Below are 21,178 nucleotides of genomic sequence, written 5' to 3' on the forward strand. Positions count from 1 at the left end.
TCAGCGGGCCGCCGTCGGGGGTGTCCGGGCAGCGCACGTAGCGGTCGCCGAGGCGCAGCGCGATCCGGTCCGTGCCCAGGTGGGTGGTCACCTCGGGCAGCCGCCCGGCCAGGCCGCCGTACACGCTGACCGCGTACGGCGGGGTGCCGCTGTACCGGTCGAGGTGGACGGTGTCGGCGAGCGGGCCGAGCACCGCCACCCGGGGTGCCGTGGCGGGGGACAGGGGGAGCAGCCCGTCGTTGCGCAGCAGCACGACCGCCTGGCGGGCCGCCTCGCGGGCCAGTCGCCGGTGTGCCGGGCAGGCGACCACGTCCGGCGGCACGTCGGCGTACGGGTCCTCGTCCGGTGGGTCCAGGTCGCCCAGGCGTAGCCGTACGCCGAGGATCCGGCGTACCGCGCGGTCCACGTCGGCCTCGGTGACCAGGCCGCGGCGCAGCGCCTCGGCCAGCCGGGCGACGGTCGGCGCGCTTCGTCCTCGGTGAAGCTGTCGACGCCGGCGTGCAGCGCGGCGGCGAAGCCTGCGACGTGGTCGGGCAGGTGGGCCTGCACATCGGCGATGTTGCCGACCGCCGCGGCGTCGCCGACCACCATGATCTCGTCGTCGGTCCAGCCGCGCAGCTCGCCGGCGATGAGCGGGCTCAGGTGCGCCGGCACGCCGTTGACCAGGTTGTAGGAGGCCATCACCGCCACCGCCGCGCCGGCTTCGACGGGTGCTCGGAAGGCGGGCAGCTCGTACTCGTGCAGCACCCGGGGTGGCAGGTTGCTGGAGGTGGTGGCCCGGTCGGTCTCGTCGTTGTAGCAGAGGAAGTGCTTGAGGGTCGGCGCGGTGCGTAACCGGGTCGGGTGGTCGCCGCGAAGCCCCTGGGCGTACGCGGTGGCCAGTCGGCCGGTCAGCCACGGGTCCTCGGACCAGCCCTCCTCGTTGCGTCCCCACCGCGGGTCGCGCAGCGGGTTCACCACCGGCGCCCACACGTTGAGGCCGACCCGGGCGGGGTCGGCGTGGTGCTTGGCGCGGACCTCGTCGCCGACGGCGGCGCCCACGGCTCGGATCAGGTCGGGGTTCCAGGTGGCGGCCAGCCCGACCACCTGGGGGAAGACGGTCGCGGGCCCGAGCCAGGCGACGCCGTGCAGCGCCTCCGTGCCGGTCCGGAAGGCCGGCAGGCCGAGCCGGGGCACCGGGGCCTGCCACTGGTGCAGCAGGCCGAGCTTCTCGGGCAGGGTGAGCCGGGCCAGCAGGTCGTCGAGGCGGTGGGGGATGCGGTCGGTCACGGCGGGTGCCTTCCGTGGGCGTCGGGGCGACCGACGTCTCGAAGCGCTTCGACGACCGCCGTGACGAGCGGCGGCGCCTGATCGTGCGGATGGGAGCGCGGTGGTCGGCCCGGACGCTGGTGAAGCGCTTCGACGACCGCGGAAAGAGATGCCGCCCCGGCTGCCCTTGTGACGGGGAGGCGGTATCGAGGTTGGCAGCACGGCACCGACCGGTCAAGGCCCGGTGGGTACCGGGGCTGCCCGCCGAGGTCAGGCGGCCGGTAGCCGGCCGGCCTCCACGGTGGCCAGCGCGGCGGTGGCGCCGCCGAGCGCGGTGGCCGCGGTGCCGAGGGCGCTGGCCTCCAGCCGGCATCCGCCGGCGGCGAGGGTACGGGCGGTCAACTCGGCCCGGGCCGGGGGCAGCAGCCAGGACGCCAGCGCCGCGAGGTGGCCGCCGACCACGACCACCTGTGGGTCGAGCAGGTTGGCCAGGATGGACGCTCCGTGGCCGAGCCGCCGGCCGATCTCGGCGAGTCCGGTCAGGACGGCCTCGTCGCCGGAGCGGGCGAGGGCCTGGAGACGGTCGAGTTCCGGCAGGTAGTCGGTGACCGGGCCGTCCTGCTCCGCGTCCGGGAGCACCCGCCGGACCACGGCGTCCACCCCGACGAACGCCGCGAGGCAGCCGGCCCGCCCGCACACGCAGGCCGGGCCGGCCGGGTCCAGCGGCACGTGGCCGATCTCGCCGGCGAAGCCGCGACCACCGCGCAGGAGCCGGCCGCCGCTGATCACCCCGGCGCCGGGGGCGATGCCGCCGGTCAGGTGCACCAGGTCGGCCGTCCCGGCGTACGCGCCGTGTCGCTGCTCGGCCAGGACGGCGAGGTTGGCGTCGGTGTCGACGCCGACGGTGAAGCCCGGCTCCCGCAGCGCGCGGCGCAGTTCGGCGGCGAGCGGCACGTCCCGCCAGCCCAGCGCCGGCGCCAGCGGGACCGCGCCGTCGGTGGCCACCAGCCCGGGCACGCCCACGACGAGGCCGAGCACGCGGCGGCCCTGCGCGGTGACCCGGGTGACCGCCCGGTGGGCCAGCGCGGCGAGCGCCCGGACGGTCTCCTCCGGCGCGACGGCCGGCGCGGCGAAGGCGCGCCGCCAGGTGAGCAGGCGGTTGCCGCCCAGGTCGGCGGCGACCACCACGAGTTCGTCGGCGCCGATCTGCAGGCCGAGCCCGGCGTAGGGCTCGCCGTCGAGGACGAGCATGGTGGCCGGCCGCCCCACCCGGTTCTCGGTGAGGCCGGTCTCACGCACCAGCCGCCGCTCGAGCAGTTCGGCGACCAGGCTGGACACGGTGGCCTTGTTGAGCCCGGTGTGCGCGGCGATGTCGGCCCGGGAGCAGGGGGCGTGCAGGCGGACGTGGCGCAGGACCACGGCCCGGTTGGCCACCCGGACGTCGCCGAGGTCGGTGGGCTGGGGTGGGGTGGGGATGCTGATCACGAACTGCCCGCCTCCTGCGCCGACGCCACCGGCCCGGGTGGCACGGGCACCATCATCGCCTACCGCCGCGGTCGGCCCGGATCGAGCGCTCGGGCGGTGACCGTGCCGCCCGGCGGCGTGGCGGTGCTGCGCGAGCTGCCGGTCTGACAGGGCGCCGACACCGGCTGGGTGCCGCCGGCCGAGTCGACGCGAGGCGGGCGGGGCAGCGACCGGTCAGGGGGTGGCGACGGCGGCGCGGGACCGGTCGGCGGCGATGCGGACCGCCAGGCCGGCCAGCACGCTGCCCATCACGTACCGCTGTACCCGCGCCCACGCCGGCCGCCGGGTCAGGAACGCCGACACCGCGCCGGCGGTGAGCACGATCAGCCCGTTCACCGTCAGCGCGATGCCGATCTGGGTGAGCCCCAGCAGCAGGCTCTGCACCGCCACGTGCCCGCGCGCCGGGTCGATGAACTGCGGCAGCAGCGACACGTAGAGGATGGCGATCTTCGGGTTGAGCAGGTTCGTGACCAGGCCCATGGTGAACAGCCGCCGGGGGCGGTCCGGCGGCAGCGGCGCCGGGGTGAACGCGGAGTGGCCGCCGGGGCGCAGGGTGCGCCAGGCCAGCCAGAGCAGGTACGCCGCCCCGGCCAGCTTCACCGCCACGTACAGTGCGGGCACCAGCACGAAGACCGTCGCGATCCCGGCGACCGCCGCGGCCAGGTAGACGAGGAAGCCGACGGCCACCCCGAGCAGCGAGACCAGCCCGGCCCGTCGGCCCTGAGTGACCGACCGGGAGACCAGGTAGACCATGTTCGGGCCGGGCGTGAGCACCAGACCCAGCGCCACCAGGGCGATCCCCACCACCGCGCCGACCGTGACCATGCGCCCTCCCCGGGTTCGTCCCGCCGCCGACCCTACGCCCCACCGGTCGGCTGTGGCGGTTACGCACGTCACGCCAGCGCGGACCGTAGGCCGAGGGCGAGCAGGATGCCACCGGCCAGCCGGTCGAGCAGCCGCCACAGCCGGGCGGCGGGGTCGCCCCGGGCGGCGGGGGCGGGCCAGACTACCGGCATGTCGATCGTGCTGCACGCACCGCCCACCTCGTCCGCGCCCGGTCTGCTGCTGCGGCCGTGGCGCGACGGCGACGCCGACGCGCTGCTGGCCGCGTACCGGGATCCGGTGCTGTTGAGCTGGACCCGGAACCCGGTGACCACGCCGGCCGAGGCCCGCGCGTTCCTGCGCCGCAGCCAGCAGGGCTGGGCCGCCGATCGCCGGTTCAGCTTCGCGGTGCTGGAACCGACGCCCGACGGGGAGCGGCTGGTGGCGCACGTGCTGCTCAAGGAGGTCACCCCCGGACGCCCGTACGCCGAGGTGGGCTACTGGACGGCGGCACCCGCCCGCGGGCGGGGCGTCGCGCCCCGTGCCGTGGATGCGGTCAGCAAGTGGGCGTTCGCCCGCTTCGCGGCTGCTGGACTGACCGGCCTCGAACTGCTGCACCAGGTGGACAACCCGGCCTCCTGTCGGGTGGCGGAGAAGAGCGGGTACGTCTTCCGGGAGGTGCTGCCCGCCCGGCCCCCGTTTCCGCGGGACGGGCACCGGCACGTCCGCTGCCGCCCCTGGCCCGTACCCGCGGCTGTTCACGACGCGGTCAGGAAGAACACCCGGTAACTCCGCTCGGCGGACAGCGAGCCAGCGGCGTGGCGAACCCTCAACGGTCGATCGGCCTGCCAGCCGGAGCAGGGCGAACACGGTACGCGGCCTTCGCCCGGCGCGGCACCCGCGGATCCCGCTACAGCCGCCGCACCGTGGTCGGACATCCGGGATGAACGCGGCCAGATCGCGCAGGATGCCCGCCGGAAGCCGGCGGGCCGGCAGCACCGGCAGGCACGCCACCGCGGCGCCGAGGCCGATCGGCCAGTCGCGCCCCGCCGCTGGTCCCTGCGCTGACGGTACGGGCCACCCGTGGCCCAGGCCGGAGACGTACGCCGGGGCGCACCCCGGGCGCCGTGGGGAACAGACCGTCGGCACCGAGCGCTGACCTTGGGCGGGACCAGCGGATACGGTGGGTGCGGGAGGTGACGGCGGTGACAACTGGCTGGGAGGCGGCGGTCGAGGCGCAGATCCGCTCGGCCCAGGAGCGCGGCGAGTTCGACAACCTGCCCGGCGCCGGGAAGCCGATTCCGGGCCGCGACCTGCCCTACGACGAGTCGTGGTGGATCAAGAGCTTCCTGGAGCGGGAACGGATCCCGGGTGACCTGCTGTTGCCCACCCCGCTGCAGCTGCGGCGTCGGGTGGAGCGGCTGCCCGGCGAGGTGCGGGACCTGCCGACCGAGGAGTCGGTGCGAACGGTGGTCGCCGCGCTGAACCGGGAGATCGTGGACTTCCTGCGTTCACCGAGCGGGCCGCGGGTGGCGGTCCGCCCGGTGAACGTCGAGGAGACCGTCCGACGCTGGCGGGAGGAGCGGGAGCGGGCCGCCGCGGAGCGTGTCACGACCGCCGCCGTCGCGGGCACCGCCACTGCTTCGGTCCGCGTCAGGCGGCGACGCTGGCGCCTGCCCTGGCGCCGCCGCTGACCGGCCCTCACCCGAGGACGCAGCCGGCAATTTCTGCAGGGATGCGGTCACATCGGTGATCCCGTCCGTGTTCCGGGCCGTCCGCTTCGCACGAGCCCGCGCGCAAAATCGGTTTGTCGTCGGGCGGCCGCCTGGCGATGCTGTCGCGTGACCTCTGACCCGGACACCGTCCCGGTACCAGATCGACGGCTGGTCGATGTGAGTGTCGTGAGACGGCTGGTAGCCAGGCAGTTCCCGCGATGGGCCGACCTGCCTTTGCGGCCTGTTGCGACCAGTGGTTGGGACAACCAGACTTTTCATCTCGGTGACCGTATGTCCGTACGGCTGCCCACCGCTGGGGAGTATGCCTTGGCGGTGGACAAGGAACACCGATGGCTGCCGATACTTGCGCCACGGGTGCCGCTGCGGATACCTGTGCCGTTGGCGAAGGGCGAGCCCGACGAAGGGTTTGGTTTCCACTGGTCCATCTATGAATGGCTCGACGGCGATCCCGCCGGCATCGACACCATCGGCGACCTGGTCGATTTTGCGGACAGCCTGGCCACCTTCCTCGTCGCGCTGCGACAGATCGATCCCACCGGCGGGCCCGAGCCGGGGCTGCACAACTGGTTCCGTGGTGGGCCGCTGCAGGTCTACGACCGCCAGACGCAACGGGCGATCGAGGCGCTCGACGATCGGATACCCAGGGATCCCGTCGAGGAGATCTGGCAATTGGCGCTGCTGGCGTCCTGGGATTGCCGTCCGGTGTGGTTCCACGGCGACGTAGCCCCGGGGAACCTTCTGGTCCGTGACGGCGCGCTGGCTGCCGTCATCGACTTCGGGACCTGCGGTGTCGGTGACCCCGCGTGCGATGTCGCGATCGCCTGGACACTTCTGTCCGGGGCGAGCCGCGAAGCGTTCCGCGCAAGGCTCGATGTCGACCCTGGGACGTGGGCCCGTGGGCGGGGCTGGGCGCTGTGGAAGGCGCTGGTCACCTACGCCCGGGCGCTGCGGCGGGACCATACCGCGGCTGTAGAGGCCAGACGAGTGATCGACGAGGTTCTCACCGAGTACGCGGAATCGGCTTGAATCAGGAGGACCGTGCTCCTGGTCGAGCGCCTGTACGCGCAGCCGAGACGGGGTCTGGCGTCGGCTGGCCGTCGCGTCGCCCACGGCGTCGGTGATCCGCTGGGAATCGCCCTGCACGGCAGCCCCGCCTGGATGCCGTGGTCCTCGGTTCGGCGCTCGCCACATCGAATGAGAACTCGGCACCACCTCGCCACGTCGTAGCCCGGCTCGCCATCTCGCCATCTCGCCGTCGAAGCGACAGCGCTGACGGCGGCGCTTTGCCGGCCTTCCTCGTCTGCGGTCCGACGTGCGTACGGATTATTGGATTACCGTTAATAGCAATCCAACAATCTATCCGGACAAAGCCGGCATAGCGGCACTGCATCATAATGACAGTTCTTGTGTAAAGGACTTAGTCTGGCGCGGCCAACGCCGTACGTCGGCGCCCTCGCGAGCGCTGGTCCCGTCCTTGACAACGCATCGGTCGAGTGTCCGCCTGGCCTGATTGCGTAACCTGCTACGGGCCGGCTACGAGGGAGACCACCGTGACCGCCATCGACAAAATCGCCTGGATCCGGCTGGAGAAAGGTGCCGATCCTCAGTTCCCGCTCACGCGGCAAGGACGTCTCTACATTCCGGGCGGCAAGCGAGAACCGGGTGAAAGCGACATCGACACCCTCATCCGCGATATCCCAGGAAGAGCTCACCGTCACGATCGCTGCTGACAGCGCCGCGCGCATGTGGGCACCTTCCACGCCCAGGCCCACGGGCACCCCGACGGCACCATCGTGCGGATGACCTGCTACACCGCCGATTACCGAGGCACCCTGCAACCGGCCGGCGAGATCGAGCAGATTCTCTGGCTTACCCATGCCGACCGTCACCGCGTCTCGCCAGTCGACCAGATCATCTTCGACCACCTACACCAGACCGCCCGCCTTCGATGGGCGACGAGTTCGGCCGCCGCCGAGGATCAGAATTGCTCTGCGAGCCGCTGCCGAACATGGGTCTGTCAACAGTTGTATCGCGCTGGCTACGCGGTCTTCTTGTCGGGTGGTGGGGCTAGCCCCAACGTCCGGTTTCGGGTCTTCCGGCTGGTGCGGGCATCGAAGCTCTTCGTACGGTCGACGCACAGTCGCTTTCCCGAAAGGAGCCTCGATGTGAGCGCACGTTCCGCAGTCCCGGGGGCGGTGAGGTGGCGGAGGGTCGTGGCGGCCGCGACGGCTGGCGTGATGCTGGCCGCGGCGGTCGGCGGTGGGGCCGGGTCGGCCGCGCCGCCGGCCCTGGATCACCGGTCCACGGCCACGGTGCTACAGCAGGGCCTCGACGATCTGCACGGCCTCGGCGTATCCGGGACGCAGGGCCTGGTCCGCGACGGGGGCCGGGTGACCGTGGCCCGCAGCGGCGTGGCCGACCTGGACACCGGCGCGCCGATGCCGGTCGACGGGTACTTCCGAATCGGCAGCGCCACGAAGACGTTCGTGTCGGTGGTGCTGCTCCAACTCGTCGGCGAGGGCCGGATCGGGCTGGACGACCCGATCGAACGCTGGCTGCCTGGTGTCGTCAACGGCAACGGCAACGAGGGCCGGCACGTCACCGTACGCCAGATCCTGCAGCACACCAGCGGCCTCTACGACTCCACCGACGACCTCGTCGCGCTGCAGTCGGCCGACGAGTTCCTGGCACACCGCTTCGACCACTACACCGAGGCGCAGCTCGTGGTGATGGCGATGCGGCACCCGCCGCTGTTCGCCGCCGGCACGCACTGGAGCTACTCGAACACCAACTACCTCCTGGTCGGGATGCTCATCGAACGGGTCACCGGACACCCGTGGTACACCGAGGTGCGCTCCCGGATCCTGATGCCGCTGCACCTGACCCATACGTTCTACCCCGGTGACCGGCCGACCCTGCCCCAGCCGCACGCCGAGGGGTACCAGCAGTTCGTGCCGGGCGGGCCGCTGGTCGACACGACCCTCTTCAATCCGACCGTTGCGGCGTCGGCCGGCGGCCTGGTCAGCACCACCACCGACCTGGCCCGCTTCTGGCAGGCGGTGGCGCGCGGCCAGCTATTGCGGCCGGGGCAGATGGCCGAGCTGCACCAGACCGTGCTGGCCGAGTCGGTCCAGGACATCCGGCCCGGCATCGCCTACGGGCTGGGCATCATGTGGTTACCCAACCGGTGTGGCGGGTACTGGGCGCACTTCGGCGACATGCCCGGGATGAGCACTCTCAACGCGGTCACCCCGGACGGGCACCGCTCGACGGTCTTCTACCTGGCCACCGTACTGGCCGACCCGGACCGTGCGCCGGCAGTCATGCAGCGGGAAATGGCACTGCTCGACGACCTGATCTGCGGCTGACGGTCATCGAAAGACGGGAGTTCGATATACATCCGGTCGGCGGCGGCGAGGATCTTCATGCCGTCGTCGACCGGAGGCATGTGTTGGTTGACGCGCCCATTGACATCGGTGGCGGCCGGGCCCTGGCCGCCACCCGGCGGTCCCAGCCCGGGCGCCTTCGCCACCGAGGGGTCCCGGTAGCACTGGTTTCGGTCGGAAAACCGTTTGAGCCTTCCTTCCGCGTTCCCGTAGGTTGCCTGCGGCCCGTCGCCGCGAGGACAGAGGACAAACCGCGTGACCCCGCCTGCTCTCTAGACCTGACACCTTCTTCCGCTCACCTGTAGCCGACGCTCCCCGTCGGTTCTGCCGGGCTGCCCTTGTGCGCCTGGTCATACAGCGTTTGAGGCCGCGCGCAATCGGCCTCGTGTCAGGTCTAGAGATCAGGTCTAGAGAGATCATGTCTTCACAACCTCATACCGTGCTGCCCTGGGTCGTTCGTCGGACCAGGCTTCCTCTGCTGTCGTTGCGGTGCGTGGACTGCCGGTCGGAGTCGGCCACCACCGGCGAGGGCCGGTTCCGCGTCAACGCCAACGGCAAGCTGCTGGACGTGTGGCTGCTGGTCCGCTGTGTATCCTGCGATCGGACGAGCAAGCTCACCGTGCACGAGCGAACGCCGGTCAAATCCTTCGATCCGGCCGAACTCCACGGCTACGGCGTCAACGATCCGGAACTGGTGGCGTCCAGGCTGTTGGATCCGCTGCTCGCCCGGCGCAACCGCTTCACCCTCGACTGGACGGGGGCCTGGCGGCTGGACACCCCGTCGGCATGGCTCGAGAGGGCGTGGCCGGTCCAGGTGGAGGTCGTCTTCGAGGATCCGGTACCGGTGCGCCCGGAACGACTCATCGCGCACGGGCTCGGCCTCAGCAGGAACGAGGTACTGCGCCGGATCAAGTGCGACATCCCGCTGCGCCGTCCGACGAGCACCGGATTCACCTTTACCGTGATGGCCGCGAACTAGCGGGGATGTAGCCGCGGCGGGCACCCCGGCCCGCCCGGCTTCACCCCCCGCCACCTGGCCCCTTGATCACCTGTCGATGGTCACGCCACCGGCCACCACGGTTGCCCCGCGGGGGCGTCCTTGACGAACACGATCCCGTCATTGCTCGCCAGGTGGGCCGGGTCCAGCGGGGCGTAGCCGAACCAGGGGGACTCGCGAGGAGCGGGCGTGACGTCGCCGAGGATGGCGGCCAGTCGGCGGGCGTCGACGACGTACGAGTCCTCCGGGAGCGCGTACAGGAGCCCTTCGACGGTGTCCGGCGGTGGGGTCTCCACACCGTGGTGGCGGATCGTGCCGAGGGCCGTGGCCAGGAAGGCGTACCCCTCGCCCAAGTGGGCGCTGACGATCGCCCCGGCGCTCCACCACTCCACCGGGCCCTCCCACATCCGCATCGTGCTCTTGTCCCGCTGCAGATGTGCGTTGTGGGCGTAGACCAGCGTCGGCCTGCGCTCGGCGAGGGCCAGGAGGTTGGCGGCCATCATCGAATCCCGCACGCCCAGCAGTCGAGCCATGCGGCTCGGTGACGTGTCGGCCATCCAGAAGTGGTACCGCAGCAACCCGGTGGCGGCACGACCGTACCCGCGTGCCCGGTCCCAGTCGTCCCGCAAGGACGCCGCGATCAGGTGTGGCGCCTGCGTGTCAAGCAGGGCTACCAGGTCGTCGGCGAGCAGCCGCAGCTGTTTGGCCTCGGGCGTCTGCCCCACGGACTGGGACGGGTCCATCATCGCGGCGGGATTGGTCCACCGGTCGTCGGCGCCGAGCAGGCGGTCGAGCGTTTCCGCGGCGCAGGGAAGCAGGTCGGCGTCAATCCAGGCGGTGAGGTAGGCGTGGAGTGTGGTGAGGGCCTGCCGAGGGCTCGCGGCGTGGGTGATCTCCAGCGGGCCGTCGAAACCGGCGAAGCGCAGCCGCTCTGCCGCTGGCCGGCCGTCGTTGTACGCCCGCATCCAGCGCACCAGTTCGCGGTTGGCCGCGGAGGCGCCGAACCCGTGGCTGAAACCGCGCTCCATGACCTCGTCGAGGGCACCGGTACCCGACGTGACGTAGTCGTCCACGACCAGGCCCATCATGCAGTCGCTCTCGACCGCGATCGTCCGGTAGCCCTCCTGCTCGACGAGTTGCCGAAAGAGATCGTTCCGCAGCTCGAGCAGAACGTCCTCGCCATGGGTCGGCTCACCCAAGGCAAGCAGCCGCGGTCGGGCCGGGAGCAGGCCCATGACGGTGGCAGCGTCGACGACGTGGGCGGCCTCTTTGATACCGGTAGTCATATCCTCAACGGTATCGTTGAACCGACGGTGGAGGCTTTTCCCGCGATATGGCAGGACGATGAGGCGAAACCTTCAAAGCGGTGGAAAGCTCAGGCCGGTTGACCTGGCGCGAGCGCACGGTCTGTCCACGCAGGCGGTCAGGAACTACGAGGCGGCCGGGATCATTCCGGCGGCGGCACGCACCCCGCATGGCTACCGCACCTACACGCCGCTGCACGCGCAAGCGCTGCGCGCGTTCCTCGCCCTCGTGCCCGGACACGGCCACCAGAGAGCCACGTCGATCATGCAGACGATCAACCGGGGCGCGACCGAGGATGCGCTCCAGATCATCGACGAGAGCCACGCCCAGCTTCTCGACGACCGCCGTACCCTCCAGGCCGTCGAAGCCGCGCTTCACGACCTCAGTCCCGTACCGCAGGAACGCGGCGACACGTTCGTCGGCCCCCTGGCGAGAAGGCTCGGCATCCGCCCAGCCACCTTGCGCAAATGGGAACGCGCCGGCCTGGTCCAACCGCGCCGCGACCCGCAGACGGGCTACCGGGTCTACAGCGCGGCCGACGTGCGCGACGTCCTACTCATCCACCAGCTCAGACGAGGTGGCTACCTGCTGGAGCAGATAGCCCCGCTGATCGTCCAGGTCCGCTCCGCCGGAGGCGTCGCGCCCCTTGAATCGATGCTGCGCGACTGGCATGCCCGCCTCTCGGCCCGCAGCCGCGCCATGCTCAGCGGCGCTGCCGCACTGGACGCCTACCTCGGCTGCCGACCGGCCCCCGAAGACGGGCCGAGTTCCGGTGCCACCGTCTCGTCGGCCACGAACCCGACTCAGCCGCCCCACAGCTCCCGCTGACCTTCAGCTTTTCGAGCGGCTCTTCCTTCCGCCATCTCCATGCTATCGGTCCGTCAAGCCGTTCGAATCGTCCCGGATACCGATTTTGTGCCTCTGACCGGCACATATCCTCGACAAATCCGCGAAGAGCCACGCCCGATCAAGGGAGCCTCGTGTCCGAGACAGAACAGCAGATCGCCATCGAGCAGCAGGTAGTCGACCGGGTCTACCAGCGCCTGGAGGTCATGCGCACGCAAACGAGGGAGTTGAAGGAAGAAGGGCACAGCCGCGCCACGTCGGGCCCGCTCACCGGCCTGGTCGAGCGCGACGCCATGGTGCTGCGCGCCGCCGCCAGAATGTCCGATCTGAACAGTCAGGAGGAGGGCATCGTCTTCGGCAGGCTGGACTTCGACGACGGCGACACCTACCGCATCGGCCGCCTCGGCGTCCGCGACGAGGACCGGGAGCCGCTGGTGGTGGACTGGCGCGCGCCTGCCGCCGCGCCCTTCTACCGGGCCACCCCCGGCGAGCCGCTCGGCGTGGATCGCCGACGCGTCATCGTCTGCGACGGCCCCAAGGTGGTCGGGCTCGATGACGAGGTCCTGTCCACGAAGGACGTGGATGGCGTGGTCGGTGAGGGCGCCCTGCTCAGATCGTTGAGCAGGAAGCGCGGCGAGCACCTGCGCGACATCGCCGCCACGATCCAGCGCGAGCAGGACGAGGCGATCCGGGCGCCCGCCCACGGCGTCACCCTGATCACCGGTGGCCCCGGCACCGGCAAGACGCAGGTGGCCCTGCACCGGGCGGCCTACCTGCTCTACACCGATCGCGGCAGGTTCTCCGACGGCCGGGTGCTGGTGGTCGGCCCGTCGACGGTGTTCACCGAATACATCGGTCGGGTGCTGCCCGGGCTCGGCGAGGAAAGTGTCCACCTGCGGGCGATCGGCGAGCTGTTCGAGGGCGTCACCGCGACGCGCCGCGACCCCGCCGATGTGGCCCGCAAGAAGGGCGATCTGCGGATGGTGCGGGTGCTCACGGAGCTGGCGTGGGACACTCCGCCGAACGCACCGGACCACCTGCGCACCCTCAACGCCGACGACCTGGCAAAGGCCCGCCTCGAGATAAGGAAGCGCTGCGAAGCGCTCGGCGTCAAGCCCAACGGCGGCCGCACCATGGCAGCGAAAGTGCTGTCCGAGATGCTGGACGGCAAGGAGATCCCGGACGCCTTCCTCAACGCGTGGTGGCCGCCGCTGACCCCGCAGGACGTCCTCCCCGCGCAGAACGGGGAGTGGACGGTGGACGACGTTCCGCTGCTCGACGAGCTTGCCGAGATCCTCGGCAAGCCGGAGAAGCCCAAGGCGACGGTGCCCGGTTGGAAGTTGCGTGAGCTGAGCAGCGGCACCCGCCTAGCCGAGACCTTCGTGGTGAGCTGGAGCCTCAACGATGGTTGGCAGCTGTTCGCGCCCGGCCTGTCCACCCCGATCGCACTGTCCGGGCAGTCCATCGACAGCAACGACCACTGGGCCGCGCAGCGCTGGGCGGCCGCGATCATCCTGCGCGAGGGCCACAAGGTGACCGGCTGGAACGACGGCTTCGACCCGTACGGCGCGGAAGGTTACGTGCCGGTCCTGGCCGAGCCGCTCCCGGTCGCCGAGCCCGAGGAGCCCGTCGAGGACGTGTACCTGCACGTCATCCTCGACGAGGCGCAGGACCTGTCCCCGATGGAGTGTCGGATGATCGCCCGCCGCGCCGCCCACGCCTCGATGACCATCGTGGGCGACCTCGGGCAGGCCACCCACCCGCTGGCCGCCGAGTCCTGGTCGGAGTTGGTGCAGCGGCTGGGCAAGCGCGAGGTCAGGACGCTCGACCTGCCCACCGGATACCGGGTGCCGCAGCTCATCGCCGACTTCGCCGCCCGGGCCCTGCCCCCGGGCATCGAGCCCACCCGCTCCTACCGACCCGGCGGCGCCCTGGAGATCCGGCAGGTGGACGACCTGGCCGCGGCGGTCGCTCAGGAGAGCGGCGCGGTCATCGCCCCCGATCACCTCGCCGCGTCGTTGAACGCGATCCCGGTGAGCCAGGTCAAGGGCCTGGAGTACGACCGGGTGGTGCTGGTGGAGCCAGCCGACATCGTCGCCGCCGAGCCCCGTGGCATGAACCGGCTCTACGTCGCCCTGACCCGGGCCGTCGCGGAGCTGGTCATCCTGCACACCAAGCCACTGCCGGCGACCCTCACGCGATGAGCACCGGCAGCGTTCAGGCGTGAGCTGTCAACCGTTCGGGCGGCCGTAGCTGGCCCGGGCCTGGGCCGCCTGGCGGGCCTGCCCGCTGCCGCCACCGTCGTTGCGCATCGCTGTTGCAGACACGGCAGACCCTGCGGTATCGGCCGGTCGCCGGGTCGATCTCGCGGTCGTGCCTGTTGCGGCACTGTGGGTGCTGTTTCCGGGTGCGGCAGCACAGACCCGTTACCTGGGACAGCACGCCCGACAGGGTAGAGCGAGCGGACCTGTCAGATGCGGGTCAGGGCGGCCTCTGGCCGCCCTGGACGCCGTGCCGTCACCGTTCGGTGCGGTCCTCGATCTCGGTGCCGGACTCCTCCCGACGGGCGCCGATCGCCTGCTCGGCAGCCTGGCCGCCGGTGCTCTCGTCACCGAGGTTCAGGTCGCTGCGGGGCATGCCCTTCACCCCGGAAACGGTGCCGGTGCCGTCGGGCGGCCCGGCGGTACGGGAATCCCCGGTACGGCCCCGCGTCACGCCGCGGTCGTCGATGCTCCGGTGCGCGGTCTCGCCCGGCAGGTGGTCGGCTCGGGACTTCGCCACCCGGTTGATGTCCTTGCTCATGTCGCCTCCCGTGTGGTGGGCTGTCGAACTGGTCGGCAGCGCCGGTCAGTGGTCGGTGCCCGAACGTCCCGGTCTCGGCCCGCCCGCTCGGGACGCCGCCGTCTGGGCGGCTGGGCCACCGGCGGACTCTCGTCGCCCCACGCCCCGGCCGTGGTAAACGCCCTCGTTCGTGCCGGGATCACCCGGATCAGCCAGGCTGGTGTCGATCGGCCTGCCGGTCGGCTCGGCCAGGCCGGCCCGGCGCAGCGCGGCGACAAGGTCGTCGTGCGGCATCCGGTCACTGTCCGGGATCCCGGCGGCGTACGCGATGGCCCGCAATGTCGCCAGGTCTTCATCCACGAAAGAATCGGCCATGCCGGTGCCTTCCCGGACCTCGGCAGGGGAAACCCGCCGGCGGCGGTCGGCTGCTCGGCCCGCCGCCGCGCTTCGTGCCGGGCGGCGGCGGGCCCGGCTCAGGGCCGCCCGGCCGGCGCGGGGCCGGTCGAGTCGCGCACGATCAGGGTGTGCCCGGTGGAGCGGCGGCGCGGGCGGGTCGCGCGCGGCTGGAGGGCGAGGGCGAGCGCCATCCGCCCCATCTGCGTCATCGGCAGGCGCACCGTGGTGAGACTGGGCGCGAGGTCCGCGGCCACCGACACGTCGTCGAAACCGACCACCGACACCCGGTCGGGCACCCGCACGCGGTGAGCCCGCAGGGCGGACAGCACACCGGTCGCCATCGCGTCGTTGAGCGCGATGACCGCGGTGCTCTCCGGATGCTCGCGCAGGATCCGCTCGGCGGCCACCCGGCCACCGTCCCGGGTGAAGTCGCTGTGTACGACGGGTAGCGCGTCGAGCGAGAGCCCGTGTTCGGCCAGCGCGGCGGCCACGCCGGCGAGCCGGTCGGCCACCGTGGTCAGACCGGGGGTGCCGGCGGCGACGGCGATGCGTCGGTGGCCGAGGTCCAGCAGGTGGGTGCCGATCGCGCGGCCGCCGGCCTCGTTGTCGGGCAGGACGGCGTCGACGCCCAGGGCGTGCCGGCCGATGACGGCGACCCGGCCCCCGGCGCGTTGGAACGCGGCCAGTTCGGCGCGCGCCTCGGCCTCCATACGCTGGTCGTCGTAGCCGGAGCCGGCGATCAGGATGATCCCGACCCGCTGGGCGATGAGGTGGCGCAGCTGGCGCAGCTCGTTCTCCGGGTCGCGGCCGGAGTGGGCGATCTGGACCAGCAGCCCCTCCTCGGCGGCCACCTCGATGACGCCGCTGGCGATCTCCGAGAAGTAGGGGTCGTCGATCTGGTGGACGATCAGGCCGACGGTGGAGCTGGCACCACCGGCGAGGGTGCGGGCGTACGGGTTGGCGACGTAGCCGAGCTCGCGGGAGACCTGGCGAACCCGGTCGGCCACCTCCTCGCTGACGCCCTCGCGGCCGGCCAGGGCGCGCGAGGCGGTCGCCAGCGACACACCGGCACGTTCCGCCACGTCGACGAGGCGCAGCCGGGGACCGGGTCTGGGCATCCGTAACTCCTGAGAGACATTGATCCGCACCGCGCTCTTGCCTGTGGCGTAAGGCACAGCATAGGCTACGAAAGCGCTTTCGTAAGCGCTTTCGTACGCGCGGCACCGCCGCTGCCCACGCGCCGTACGGCGAGCCTCACCTCGGCCGTCCGGTGGCCGGGCGGCGATCACTCCTGTCCAGACGTACCCGACCCCAGCGACCGAGCACGGCCCCGCGCCCCGTCACGTAAGCGCTTCCGTCAGCGATAGGCACGGCTACGACGAACGGAGCACCATCCATGAGAAGAACCCGACGGGCGGCGGTCGCGGCCACCGTCCTGCTCGGACTGGCCCTGACCACGGCGGCGAGCCCCGCCCAGGCCGACCGGCCCGGCCCGCACGACGTCCACCCGGCACTGTGGTCGCGCCTGGTCGCCTTCTACGACTTCGACCACCCGGTGCCCGGCGATCCCGCGCTCGAACGGGACCTCGGCCGCTCGGGCACCGAGATCGAGCTGATCAACGGCGGCGCGGCCATGCGGGTGCCCGACCACGCGTACCGGGGAAGTGGCAACGCGTTGCAGACCCGGCAGGTCAACCCGGAGGTCGCCGGCAACGACGACTGGAAGGCCGGCATCTGGTCGTCCAGCGGCGTGCGGACGCTGCGCGCGTTCAACGGCGCCGAGGGTACGACGGTGATGGGCTGGTTCAAGCGGGAGATGGACGGCCCGGCGCTCAACTCCACCACCGCCAACCCGACCGACCGGTACAACGCGATCGGCCTGGCCGGCGTGCTGACCGGCGACTCCGACGGGCACGGCGTACGGGCCCTGCTGGAGCTCATCGACGTCAACGGGGAGCTGCGCCTGGTCGCCCTCGGCCGGCGGCTCGACGGCGGTTCCTCGCAGACGTTCGCCGCGAGCGAGGACTGGCGGACCCTGCTGCCCAAGGGGGAGTGGGTCCACCTGGCCGCCACGTACGACTTCACCACCGGCACCATGGCGCTCTACCGCAACGGCGAGCCGGTCGACGGCTTCTACACGGTCGCCGGCGACCCGTGGAAGGTGTCCGGGCCCGGCCCGCACGTCACCAGCGCCACAGACCCGCGCGGCATCAAGATCGGCGGCAGCTTCCCGCAGAACAACCTGGAACGCAACCCGTGCGACTGCCGCATGGACGGGCTCATGTTCCTCGACAGCGTGATCCCGGCGAAGGACATCGCCAAGCAGTACCGCTACATGGCCCACTGACCGGTCCCTCGGCACCGTCCCACCGAGAAGGAGAAACCGCGTGTTCATTCGCGCTGGCAGCACCGGCAGGCTCCGCAGAGCCACGCTGACCGCCGGGGTCACTGCCGCCACCCTCGTCCTGTCCACCCTGGTCGCGGGGCCCGCCCGGGCCGCCGGGGCCGTCTACGACCCGATCCCGGAGACGCCGACCCAGTCCCGGCTGGGCCTGGTGCTGGAGGAGTACGCCAGCTTCCCCCAGTCGAACCCGAACCCGGCCCCGACCGACCAGCGGCTGGTGCGCAAGGCCCGGATCAACACGATCAGTGAGCTGCCCGACGGCTCGGGCCGCCGCGCGGTGCCGGACCTCAACGGCAACCTGTACCTGGTCGAGAACGGCGTGCCGCACGTCTACCTCGACGTGGCAGCGACCTTCGCGCCGCAGTTCTTCTCCGGCCGGGGCCTCGGCCAGGGCTTCGGGTACGTGGCGTTCCACCCGGACTTCGCGCGCAACGGCCGCTTCTACACCATCCACACCGAGCAGGCGTCGCTGGCCACCCGGACGCCGGACTACGCCCAGCCGAACACCATCTACCAGGGCGTCATCAGCGAATGGACGGCCACCGACCCGGCCGCGGACACGTTCTCCGGCACCCACCGGGAGCTGCTGCGGATCGGCTTCGGTGGCCAGATCCACGGCATCCAGGAGATCAACTTCAACCCGACCGCGAAGCCGGACGACGCGGACTACGGCATGCTCTACCTGGCCGTCGGTGACGGCGGGCAGGGCTACCGCAACGGCGACCCGCAGAACATGGGCCTGCCGCACGGCAAGCTGCTGCGGATCGACCCGCGGGGCACCAACTCGCCCAACGGCCGGTACGGGATCCCGGCCGACAACCCGTTCGTCGGCCAGGCCGGCGCGCTGGGCGAGATCTACGCGGTGGGTTTCCGGGACCCGCACCGGTTCAGCTGGGACCGGGCCACCGGCCGGATGTTCCTGGGCCACATCGGCGAGCACGCCGTCGAGGCGATCTACGAGGTACGGGCCGGGGACAACTTCGGCTGGAGCGAGCGCGAGGGCTCCTGGGTCTTCGACAAGACCTCGACCAAGCCCTGCGACAAGCTCTACCCGCTGCCGGCCGACGACGCGAAGTACGGCTACACGTACCCGGTCGCGGCGTACGACCACGACCCGGCGCCGGGCTGGAACTGCAGCTCGGACGTCGGGGTCGCGGTGGCCGGCGGGTTCGTCTACCGCGGACACACCCTTCCGGCCCTGATCGGCAAGTACGTCTTCGGCGACCTCGTGGAGGGCCGTGTCCTCTACACCGAGGCCAACGAGATGCGCCGTGGCGAGGGGCTGGCCACCATCCACCAGCTCGCCCTGTACACCACCGCCGGTGACCTGGTGCGGATGCGGGACCTGTCCGCCCCCGGCGCGCCGGGCGACCCGAACCGGGTCGACCTGCGTTTCGGCACCGACGCGGCCGGCGAGCTGTACCTTCTCGCCAAGGCCAACGGCAAGATCTGGAAGGTGGTCGGCACCAGGCAGGTGGCGGAGGGCGACGTGGGCAGGACCCGGGTGGTCCACACCGGCGGCGCGCAGAACTGGGCGCCGGTGACCCCGTCCAAGTGGCAGTTCGACGGCGATGAGGTCATCCTCGCCGAGGCCGGCGTCAGCCGCCCCGGCCCGCGCCGTCCGTTCGAGTACGCCCTCCTCGACAAGGGCCCGGCGGCCTGGTCGTCGGTGCGGATCGACGCCCGGGTGCGCCTCGACACGCCGGTGGCGGTGACCAACCGGGACGTGATCATCGTCTTCGGCTGGCAATCGGACACGCAGTACTACTACGCGCACCTGTCCACCGACAACACGATCTACCCGCACAACGGCATCTTCAAGGTCAACAACGCCGATCGGGAGCGCATCGACCAGCAGTGGAACGGGCGCTCCCGCGGGGCTAACCCGGCGATCACCGACGCCGACTGGCACAAGGTGCGGGTCGTGCACCAGCCCGCCACCGGTGAGATCGCCGTCTACCTCGACGGGCACAGGGATCCGCTGCTGACCGCGAAGGACACCACCTTCACCTCCGGTCGGGTGGGCTTCGGCTCCTTCGACAACATCGGCCGTACCCGTCTGTTCACGGTGACGGGCAACCCGGCCTGACGTGCGAACCGGTGGGGACGGCGACCTGGGGCCGCCGTCCCCACCGGCGTTTACGGAGGAGCTTGCGCCGACGGCGGCGAGCATCGCCAGGGCGAGCACGGGTTCACGGCATCTGCTGGTCGCCGTCGGGGATGTGTTCGGCCGCCTCCTGGTACGCCTGTGTGGCGCGGGTGAAGTAGTCGAAGAGCACGCGGAGTTGCTCGTCTGAGTAGCCGGCGAGGATCTGGCCGATCTTCTGCCGGGCCGGCGCCATGACCTGGTCGAGTTGGGCCGGCTTACCGATCGGCTCGACGATCACCTTGCGGCGGTCGTCGGGGTCGGGGGCGCGGCGGACGTAGCCGGCCGCTTCGAGGCGGTCGATGAGGCGGGTGGTCGGCCCGGTGGTCAACCCGGTGCGCGTGCCCAACTCGCCGGGCATCACGTCACCGCGGTCGCCCGGCAGCCCGAGACGCTCGGCCCCACCCGAGCCCGGTTCACCGTGCACGCCGCCGACGTACTGGCCCCAGGCTCACTTCACGGCCTGCTCGACGACCAGGATGCGGTGATCTCCGCGATCGGCGCCCCGGACCGCGGAGCCACCACGGTCTACTCAGCCGGCACCGCCGAGCTCATCTCCGCCCTCAAGCCCCACGGCCGACTCCTGGTGATCTCCTCGGCCGGACTGTCCATCCCCGCCGACGCCGGAGCCGGCACCCGGTTGGCCTCGCGCATCCTGCACCGCCTCATGCGACGCACCTACGCCGACATGGCGCGGATGGAAGAACTCCTCGCCGCCAGTGACCTGACCTGGACCGTGGTACGCCCGACAAGGCTGACCGACCGACCCGGCACCGGCCGTCTACGCACATCGCTCGGCGCCACCGCGAAGGTTGGCACCCAGACGACGCGGGCCGACCTGGCCGACTACCTGCTGGCCGCGATCGACGATCCGCAAACTCATCGCACCGTGGTCGCCATCTCCTCATAGCTACTCCAACGTCACCTGGCTGCGGCGTTGGGCCTGGACCGCCGGTCGCCCGCAGCGCCGGCGCGCGGGACAACCTGGTTACGTCCGGGAGAGCCGGTCGGCCAGCACCGTGCCGGTCTCGGTCAACCATCGCGCCGCGTCGTGCAGGGCCGCGTCGATCGAGCCGGCGAGCTCCACCAGGGACACCGCCGCCGACACCGACGCGGGAACCAGCCCGGTGACCTGCCCGGCGGCGACCCCGACCCGGACGTCGGGGCCGGCCGCGTCCAGCAGCGAGCCGACCACCTTGCCGGTCAGCGAGGTCTGGTCGAACCGGCCCTCGCCGGTGAGCAGCACGTCCGCGTCGGCGAGCGCGTCGGCCAGCCCGACCAGCTCGGCGATGCTCGTCGCCCCTGGCACGATCCGGGCACCCCACAGCGCGGCCAGGCCATACGCGGTACCGCCGGCCGCGCCGGCCCCCGGCTCGTCGGGGTCACCGCCGGCCAGCTCGGCGAGCCGGCGCAGCGCCGCGTCCAGCAGCGCCACGTCCGCCGGCCCGGCGCCCTTCTGCGGCCCGTAGACGGCGGCGGCACCGGCCGGCCCGGCCAGCGGTGCGGTCACGTCGACCAGCAGTCGCACCCCGCCGGGCGGCGCGGGCAGCAGGCCGGTGGCGTCGATCTCCGCCAGGTCGGCGAGTG

19 protein-coding genes and 2 pseudogenes are annotated in these 21,178 nt (G+C 71.7%); 11 read left to right on the forward strand and 10 right to left on the reverse strand.

The genetic code is table 11. The annotated features are described in order from the left end of the window. Window positions 1-87: 87 nt before the first annotated feature. The 4 genes from ABZ570_RS20985 to ABZ570_RS21000 form a co-directional block, all read right to left on the reverse strand. Window positions 88-1,269: a glycoside hydrolase family 3 N-terminal domain-containing protein gene (locus tag ABZ570_RS20985; protein WP_358065968.1), complete on the reverse strand. Its 1,182-nt coding sequence runs from the start codon at window positions 1,267-1,269 to the stop codon at window positions 88-90. Window positions 1,270-1,518: 249 nt separating this feature from the next. Beyond that, entirely contained in the window at window positions 1,519-2,733 is a 1,215-nt protein-coding gene (locus tag ABZ570_RS20990; protein WP_358065971.1) for an ROK family transcriptional regulator, read from the reverse strand. A 213-nt stretch (window positions 2,734-2,946) separates the two neighbouring features. Then, on the reverse strand, window positions 2,947-3,597 hold the full coding sequence (locus tag ABZ570_RS20995; protein WP_358065974.1) for a LysE family translocator: 651 nt from the start codon (window positions 3,595-3,597) through the stop codon (window positions 2,947-2,949). A gap of 68 nt (window positions 3,598-3,665) precedes the next feature. Next, entirely contained in the window at window positions 3,666-3,788 is a 123-nt protein-coding gene (locus tag ABZ570_RS21000; RefSeq protein ID WP_358065977.1) for a hypothetical protein, read from the reverse strand. On the opposite strand from ABZ570_RS21000, the gene ABZ570_RS21005 reads away from it, so the two are divergent. The 6 genes and pseudogenes from ABZ570_RS21005 to ABZ570_RS21030 all read left to right on the forward strand — a co-directional run bounded on the left by ABZ570_RS21005 (window position 3,787) and on the right by ABZ570_RS21030 (window position 9,695). Next, window positions 3,787-4,383, forward strand: a complete 597-nt coding sequence (locus ABZ570_RS21005) for a GNAT family N-acetyltransferase (RefSeq protein ID WP_358065980.1) — start codon at window positions 3,787-3,789, stop codon at window positions 4,381-4,383. The genes ABZ570_RS21000 and ABZ570_RS21005 overlap by 2 nt on opposite strands. A 416-nt stretch (window positions 4,384-4,799) precedes the next feature. Beyond that, window positions 4,800-5,288 carry a DUF1992 domain-containing protein gene (locus ABZ570_RS21010; protein ID WP_358065983.1) on the forward strand — a complete coding sequence of 163 codons (489 nt, stop codon included), beginning with the start codon at window positions 4,800-4,802 and terminating at the stop codon, window positions 5,286-5,288. A gap of 207 nt (window positions 5,289-5,495) precedes the next feature. Further along, entirely contained in the window at window positions 5,496-6,356 is an 861-nt protein-coding gene (locus tag ABZ570_RS21015) for an aminoglycoside phosphotransferase family protein (RefSeq protein WP_358065986.1), read from the forward strand. A gap of 524 nt (window positions 6,357-6,880) precedes the next feature. Beyond that, window positions 6,881-7,279 (forward strand): annotated as a pseudogene (locus ABZ570_RS21020) (NUDIX domain-containing protein); the annotation flags it as partial. Window positions 7,280-7,543: 264 nt separating this feature from the next. Next, window positions 7,544-8,698, forward strand: a complete 1,155-nt coding sequence (locus ABZ570_RS21025; RefSeq protein WP_358066034.1) for a serine hydrolase domain-containing protein — start codon at window positions 7,544-7,546, stop codon at window positions 8,696-8,698. Window positions 8,699-9,209: 511 nt separating this feature from the next. After that, on the forward strand, window positions 9,210-9,695 hold the full coding sequence (locus ABZ570_RS21030) for a DUF1062 domain-containing protein (protein WP_358065989.1): 486 nt from the start codon (window positions 9,210-9,212) through the stop codon (window positions 9,693-9,695). 80 nt (window positions 9,696-9,775) lie between these two features. Here ABZ570_RS21030 and ABZ570_RS21035 read toward each other — a convergent pair whose 3' ends face one another. Further along, entirely contained in the window at window positions 9,776-10,999 is a 1,224-nt protein-coding gene (locus tag ABZ570_RS21035; RefSeq protein ID WP_358065992.1) for an erythromycin esterase family protein, read from the reverse strand. A 58-nt stretch (window positions 11,000-11,057) separates the two neighbouring features. Here ABZ570_RS21035 and ABZ570_RS21040 point away from each other — a divergent pair, with 58 nt between their 5' ends. Together ABZ570_RS21040 and ABZ570_RS21045 are read left to right on the forward strand one after the other, a co-directional pair. Continuing rightward, on the forward strand, window positions 11,058-11,846 hold the full coding sequence (locus ABZ570_RS21040) for a TioE family transcriptional regulator (RefSeq protein WP_358065997.1): 789 nt from the start codon (window positions 11,058-11,060) through the stop codon (window positions 11,844-11,846). A gap of 152 nt (window positions 11,847-11,998) precedes the next feature. After that, entirely contained in the window at window positions 11,999-14,068 is a 2,070-nt protein-coding gene (locus tag ABZ570_RS21045) for a UvrD-helicase domain-containing protein (protein ID WP_358066000.1), read from the forward strand. Between the two features lie 313 nt (window positions 14,069-14,381). Here the strand turns inward: ABZ570_RS21045 and ABZ570_RS21050 are convergent, their stop codons facing one another. The 3 genes from ABZ570_RS21050 to ABZ570_RS21060 all read right to left on the reverse strand — a co-directional run bounded on the left by ABZ570_RS21050 (window position 14,382) and on the right by ABZ570_RS21060 (window position 16,159). Further along, window positions 14,382-14,666, reverse strand: a complete 285-nt coding sequence (locus ABZ570_RS21050) for a hypothetical protein (RefSeq protein ID WP_358066003.1) — start codon at window positions 14,664-14,666, stop codon at window positions 14,382-14,384. A gap of 45 nt (window positions 14,667-14,711) precedes the next feature. Next, the gene (locus ABZ570_RS21055; RefSeq protein WP_358066006.1) at window positions 14,712-15,020 is read right to left on the reverse strand and encodes a hypothetical protein; all 309 of its coding nucleotides are present in this window, start codon (window positions 15,018-15,020) and stop codon (window positions 14,712-14,714) included. A 98-nt stretch (window positions 15,021-15,118) separates the two neighbouring features. Continuing rightward, window positions 15,119-16,159 carry a LacI family DNA-binding transcriptional regulator gene (locus ABZ570_RS21060; protein WP_358066009.1) on the reverse strand — a complete coding sequence of 347 codons (1,041 nt, stop codon included), beginning with the start codon at window positions 16,157-16,159 and terminating at the stop codon, window positions 15,119-15,121. A 278-nt stretch (window positions 16,160-16,437) separates the two neighbouring features. On the opposite strand from ABZ570_RS21060, the gene ABZ570_RS21065 reads away from it, so the two are divergent. Both ABZ570_RS21065 and ABZ570_RS21070 read left to right on the forward strand, forming a co-directional pair. Then, window positions 16,438-17,388 (forward strand): LamG-like jellyroll fold domain-containing protein, encoded by a 951-nt coding sequence (locus tag ABZ570_RS21065; RefSeq protein WP_358066012.1) that lies wholly within the window; start codon window positions 16,438-16,440, stop codon window positions 17,386-17,388. Window positions 17,389-17,428: 40 nt separating this feature from the next. Further along, window positions 17,429-19,534, forward strand: coding sequence for a PQQ-dependent sugar dehydrogenase (locus ABZ570_RS21070; protein WP_358066015.1), 2,106 nt, complete (start codon window positions 17,429-17,431; stop codon window positions 19,532-19,534). Between the two features lie 103 nt (window positions 19,535-19,637). On the opposite strand, the gene ABZ570_RS21075 is transcribed toward ABZ570_RS21070, so the two are convergent. Beyond that, the gene (locus tag ABZ570_RS21075; RefSeq protein ID WP_358066018.1) at window positions 19,638-20,018 is read right to left on the reverse strand and encodes a MarR family transcriptional regulator; all 381 of its coding nucleotides are present in this window, start codon (window positions 20,016-20,018) and stop codon (window positions 19,638-19,640) included. On the opposite strand from ABZ570_RS21075, the pseudogene ABZ570_RS21080 reads away from it, so the two are divergent. Further along, a pseudogene (locus ABZ570_RS21080) lies at window positions 19,992-20,501 on the forward strand (NAD(P)H-binding protein); the annotation flags it as partial. The gene ABZ570_RS21075 and the pseudogene ABZ570_RS21080 sit on opposite strands and share 27 nt — an antisense overlap. A gap of 78 nt (window positions 20,502-20,579) precedes the next feature. On the opposite strand, the gene ABZ570_RS21085 reads toward ABZ570_RS21080, so the two are convergent. Then, the coding region (locus ABZ570_RS21085) for a glycerate kinase (protein WP_358066020.1) at window positions 20,580-21,178 on the reverse strand (599 nt) is incomplete at its 5' end.

The organism is Micromonospora sp. NPDC007271 (assembly GCF_040634005.1).
Taxonomy (GTDB): Bacteria; Actinomycetota; Actinomycetes; order Mycobacteriales; family Micromonosporaceae; genus Micromonospora.

Bases quoted from the DNA above. Each gene is read 5' to 3' on its own strand.
- ABZ570_RS20995 (WP_358065974.1), bottom strand. From the start codon at position 3,597: ATGGTCACGGTCGGCGCGGTGGTGGGGATCGCCCTGGTGGCGCTGGGT.
- ABZ570_RS21005 (WP_358065980.1), top strand. From the start codon at position 3,787: ATGTCGATCGTGCTGCACGCACCGCCCACCTCGTCCGCGCCCGGTCTG.
- ABZ570_RS21000 (WP_358065977.1), bottom strand. From the start codon at position 3,788: ATGCCGGTAGTCTGGCCCGCCCCCGCCGCCCGGGGCGACCCCGCCGCC.
- ABZ570_RS21035 (WP_358065992.1), bottom strand. From the start codon at position 10,999: ATGACTACCGGTATCAAAGAGGCCGCCCACGTCGTCGACGCTGCCACC.
- ABZ570_RS21040 (WP_358065997.1), top strand. From the start codon at position 11,058: ATGAGGCGAAACCTTCAAAGCGGTGGAAAGCTCAGGCCGGTTGACCTG.
- ABZ570_RS21050 (WP_358066003.1), bottom strand. From the start codon at position 14,666: ATGAGCAAGGACATCAACCGGGTGGCGAAGTCCCGAGCCGACCACCTG.
- ABZ570_RS21055 (WP_358066006.1), bottom strand. From the start codon at position 15,020: ATGGCCGATTCTTTCGTGGATGAAGACCTGGCGACATTGCGGGCCATC.
- ABZ570_RS21060 (WP_358066009.1), bottom strand. From the start codon at position 16,159: ATGCCCAGACCCGGTCCCCGGCTGCGCCTCGTCGACGTGGCGGAACGT.
- ABZ570_RS21065 (WP_358066012.1), top strand. From the start codon at position 16,438: ATGAGAAGAACCCGACGGGCGGCGGTCGCGGCCACCGTCCTGCTCGGA.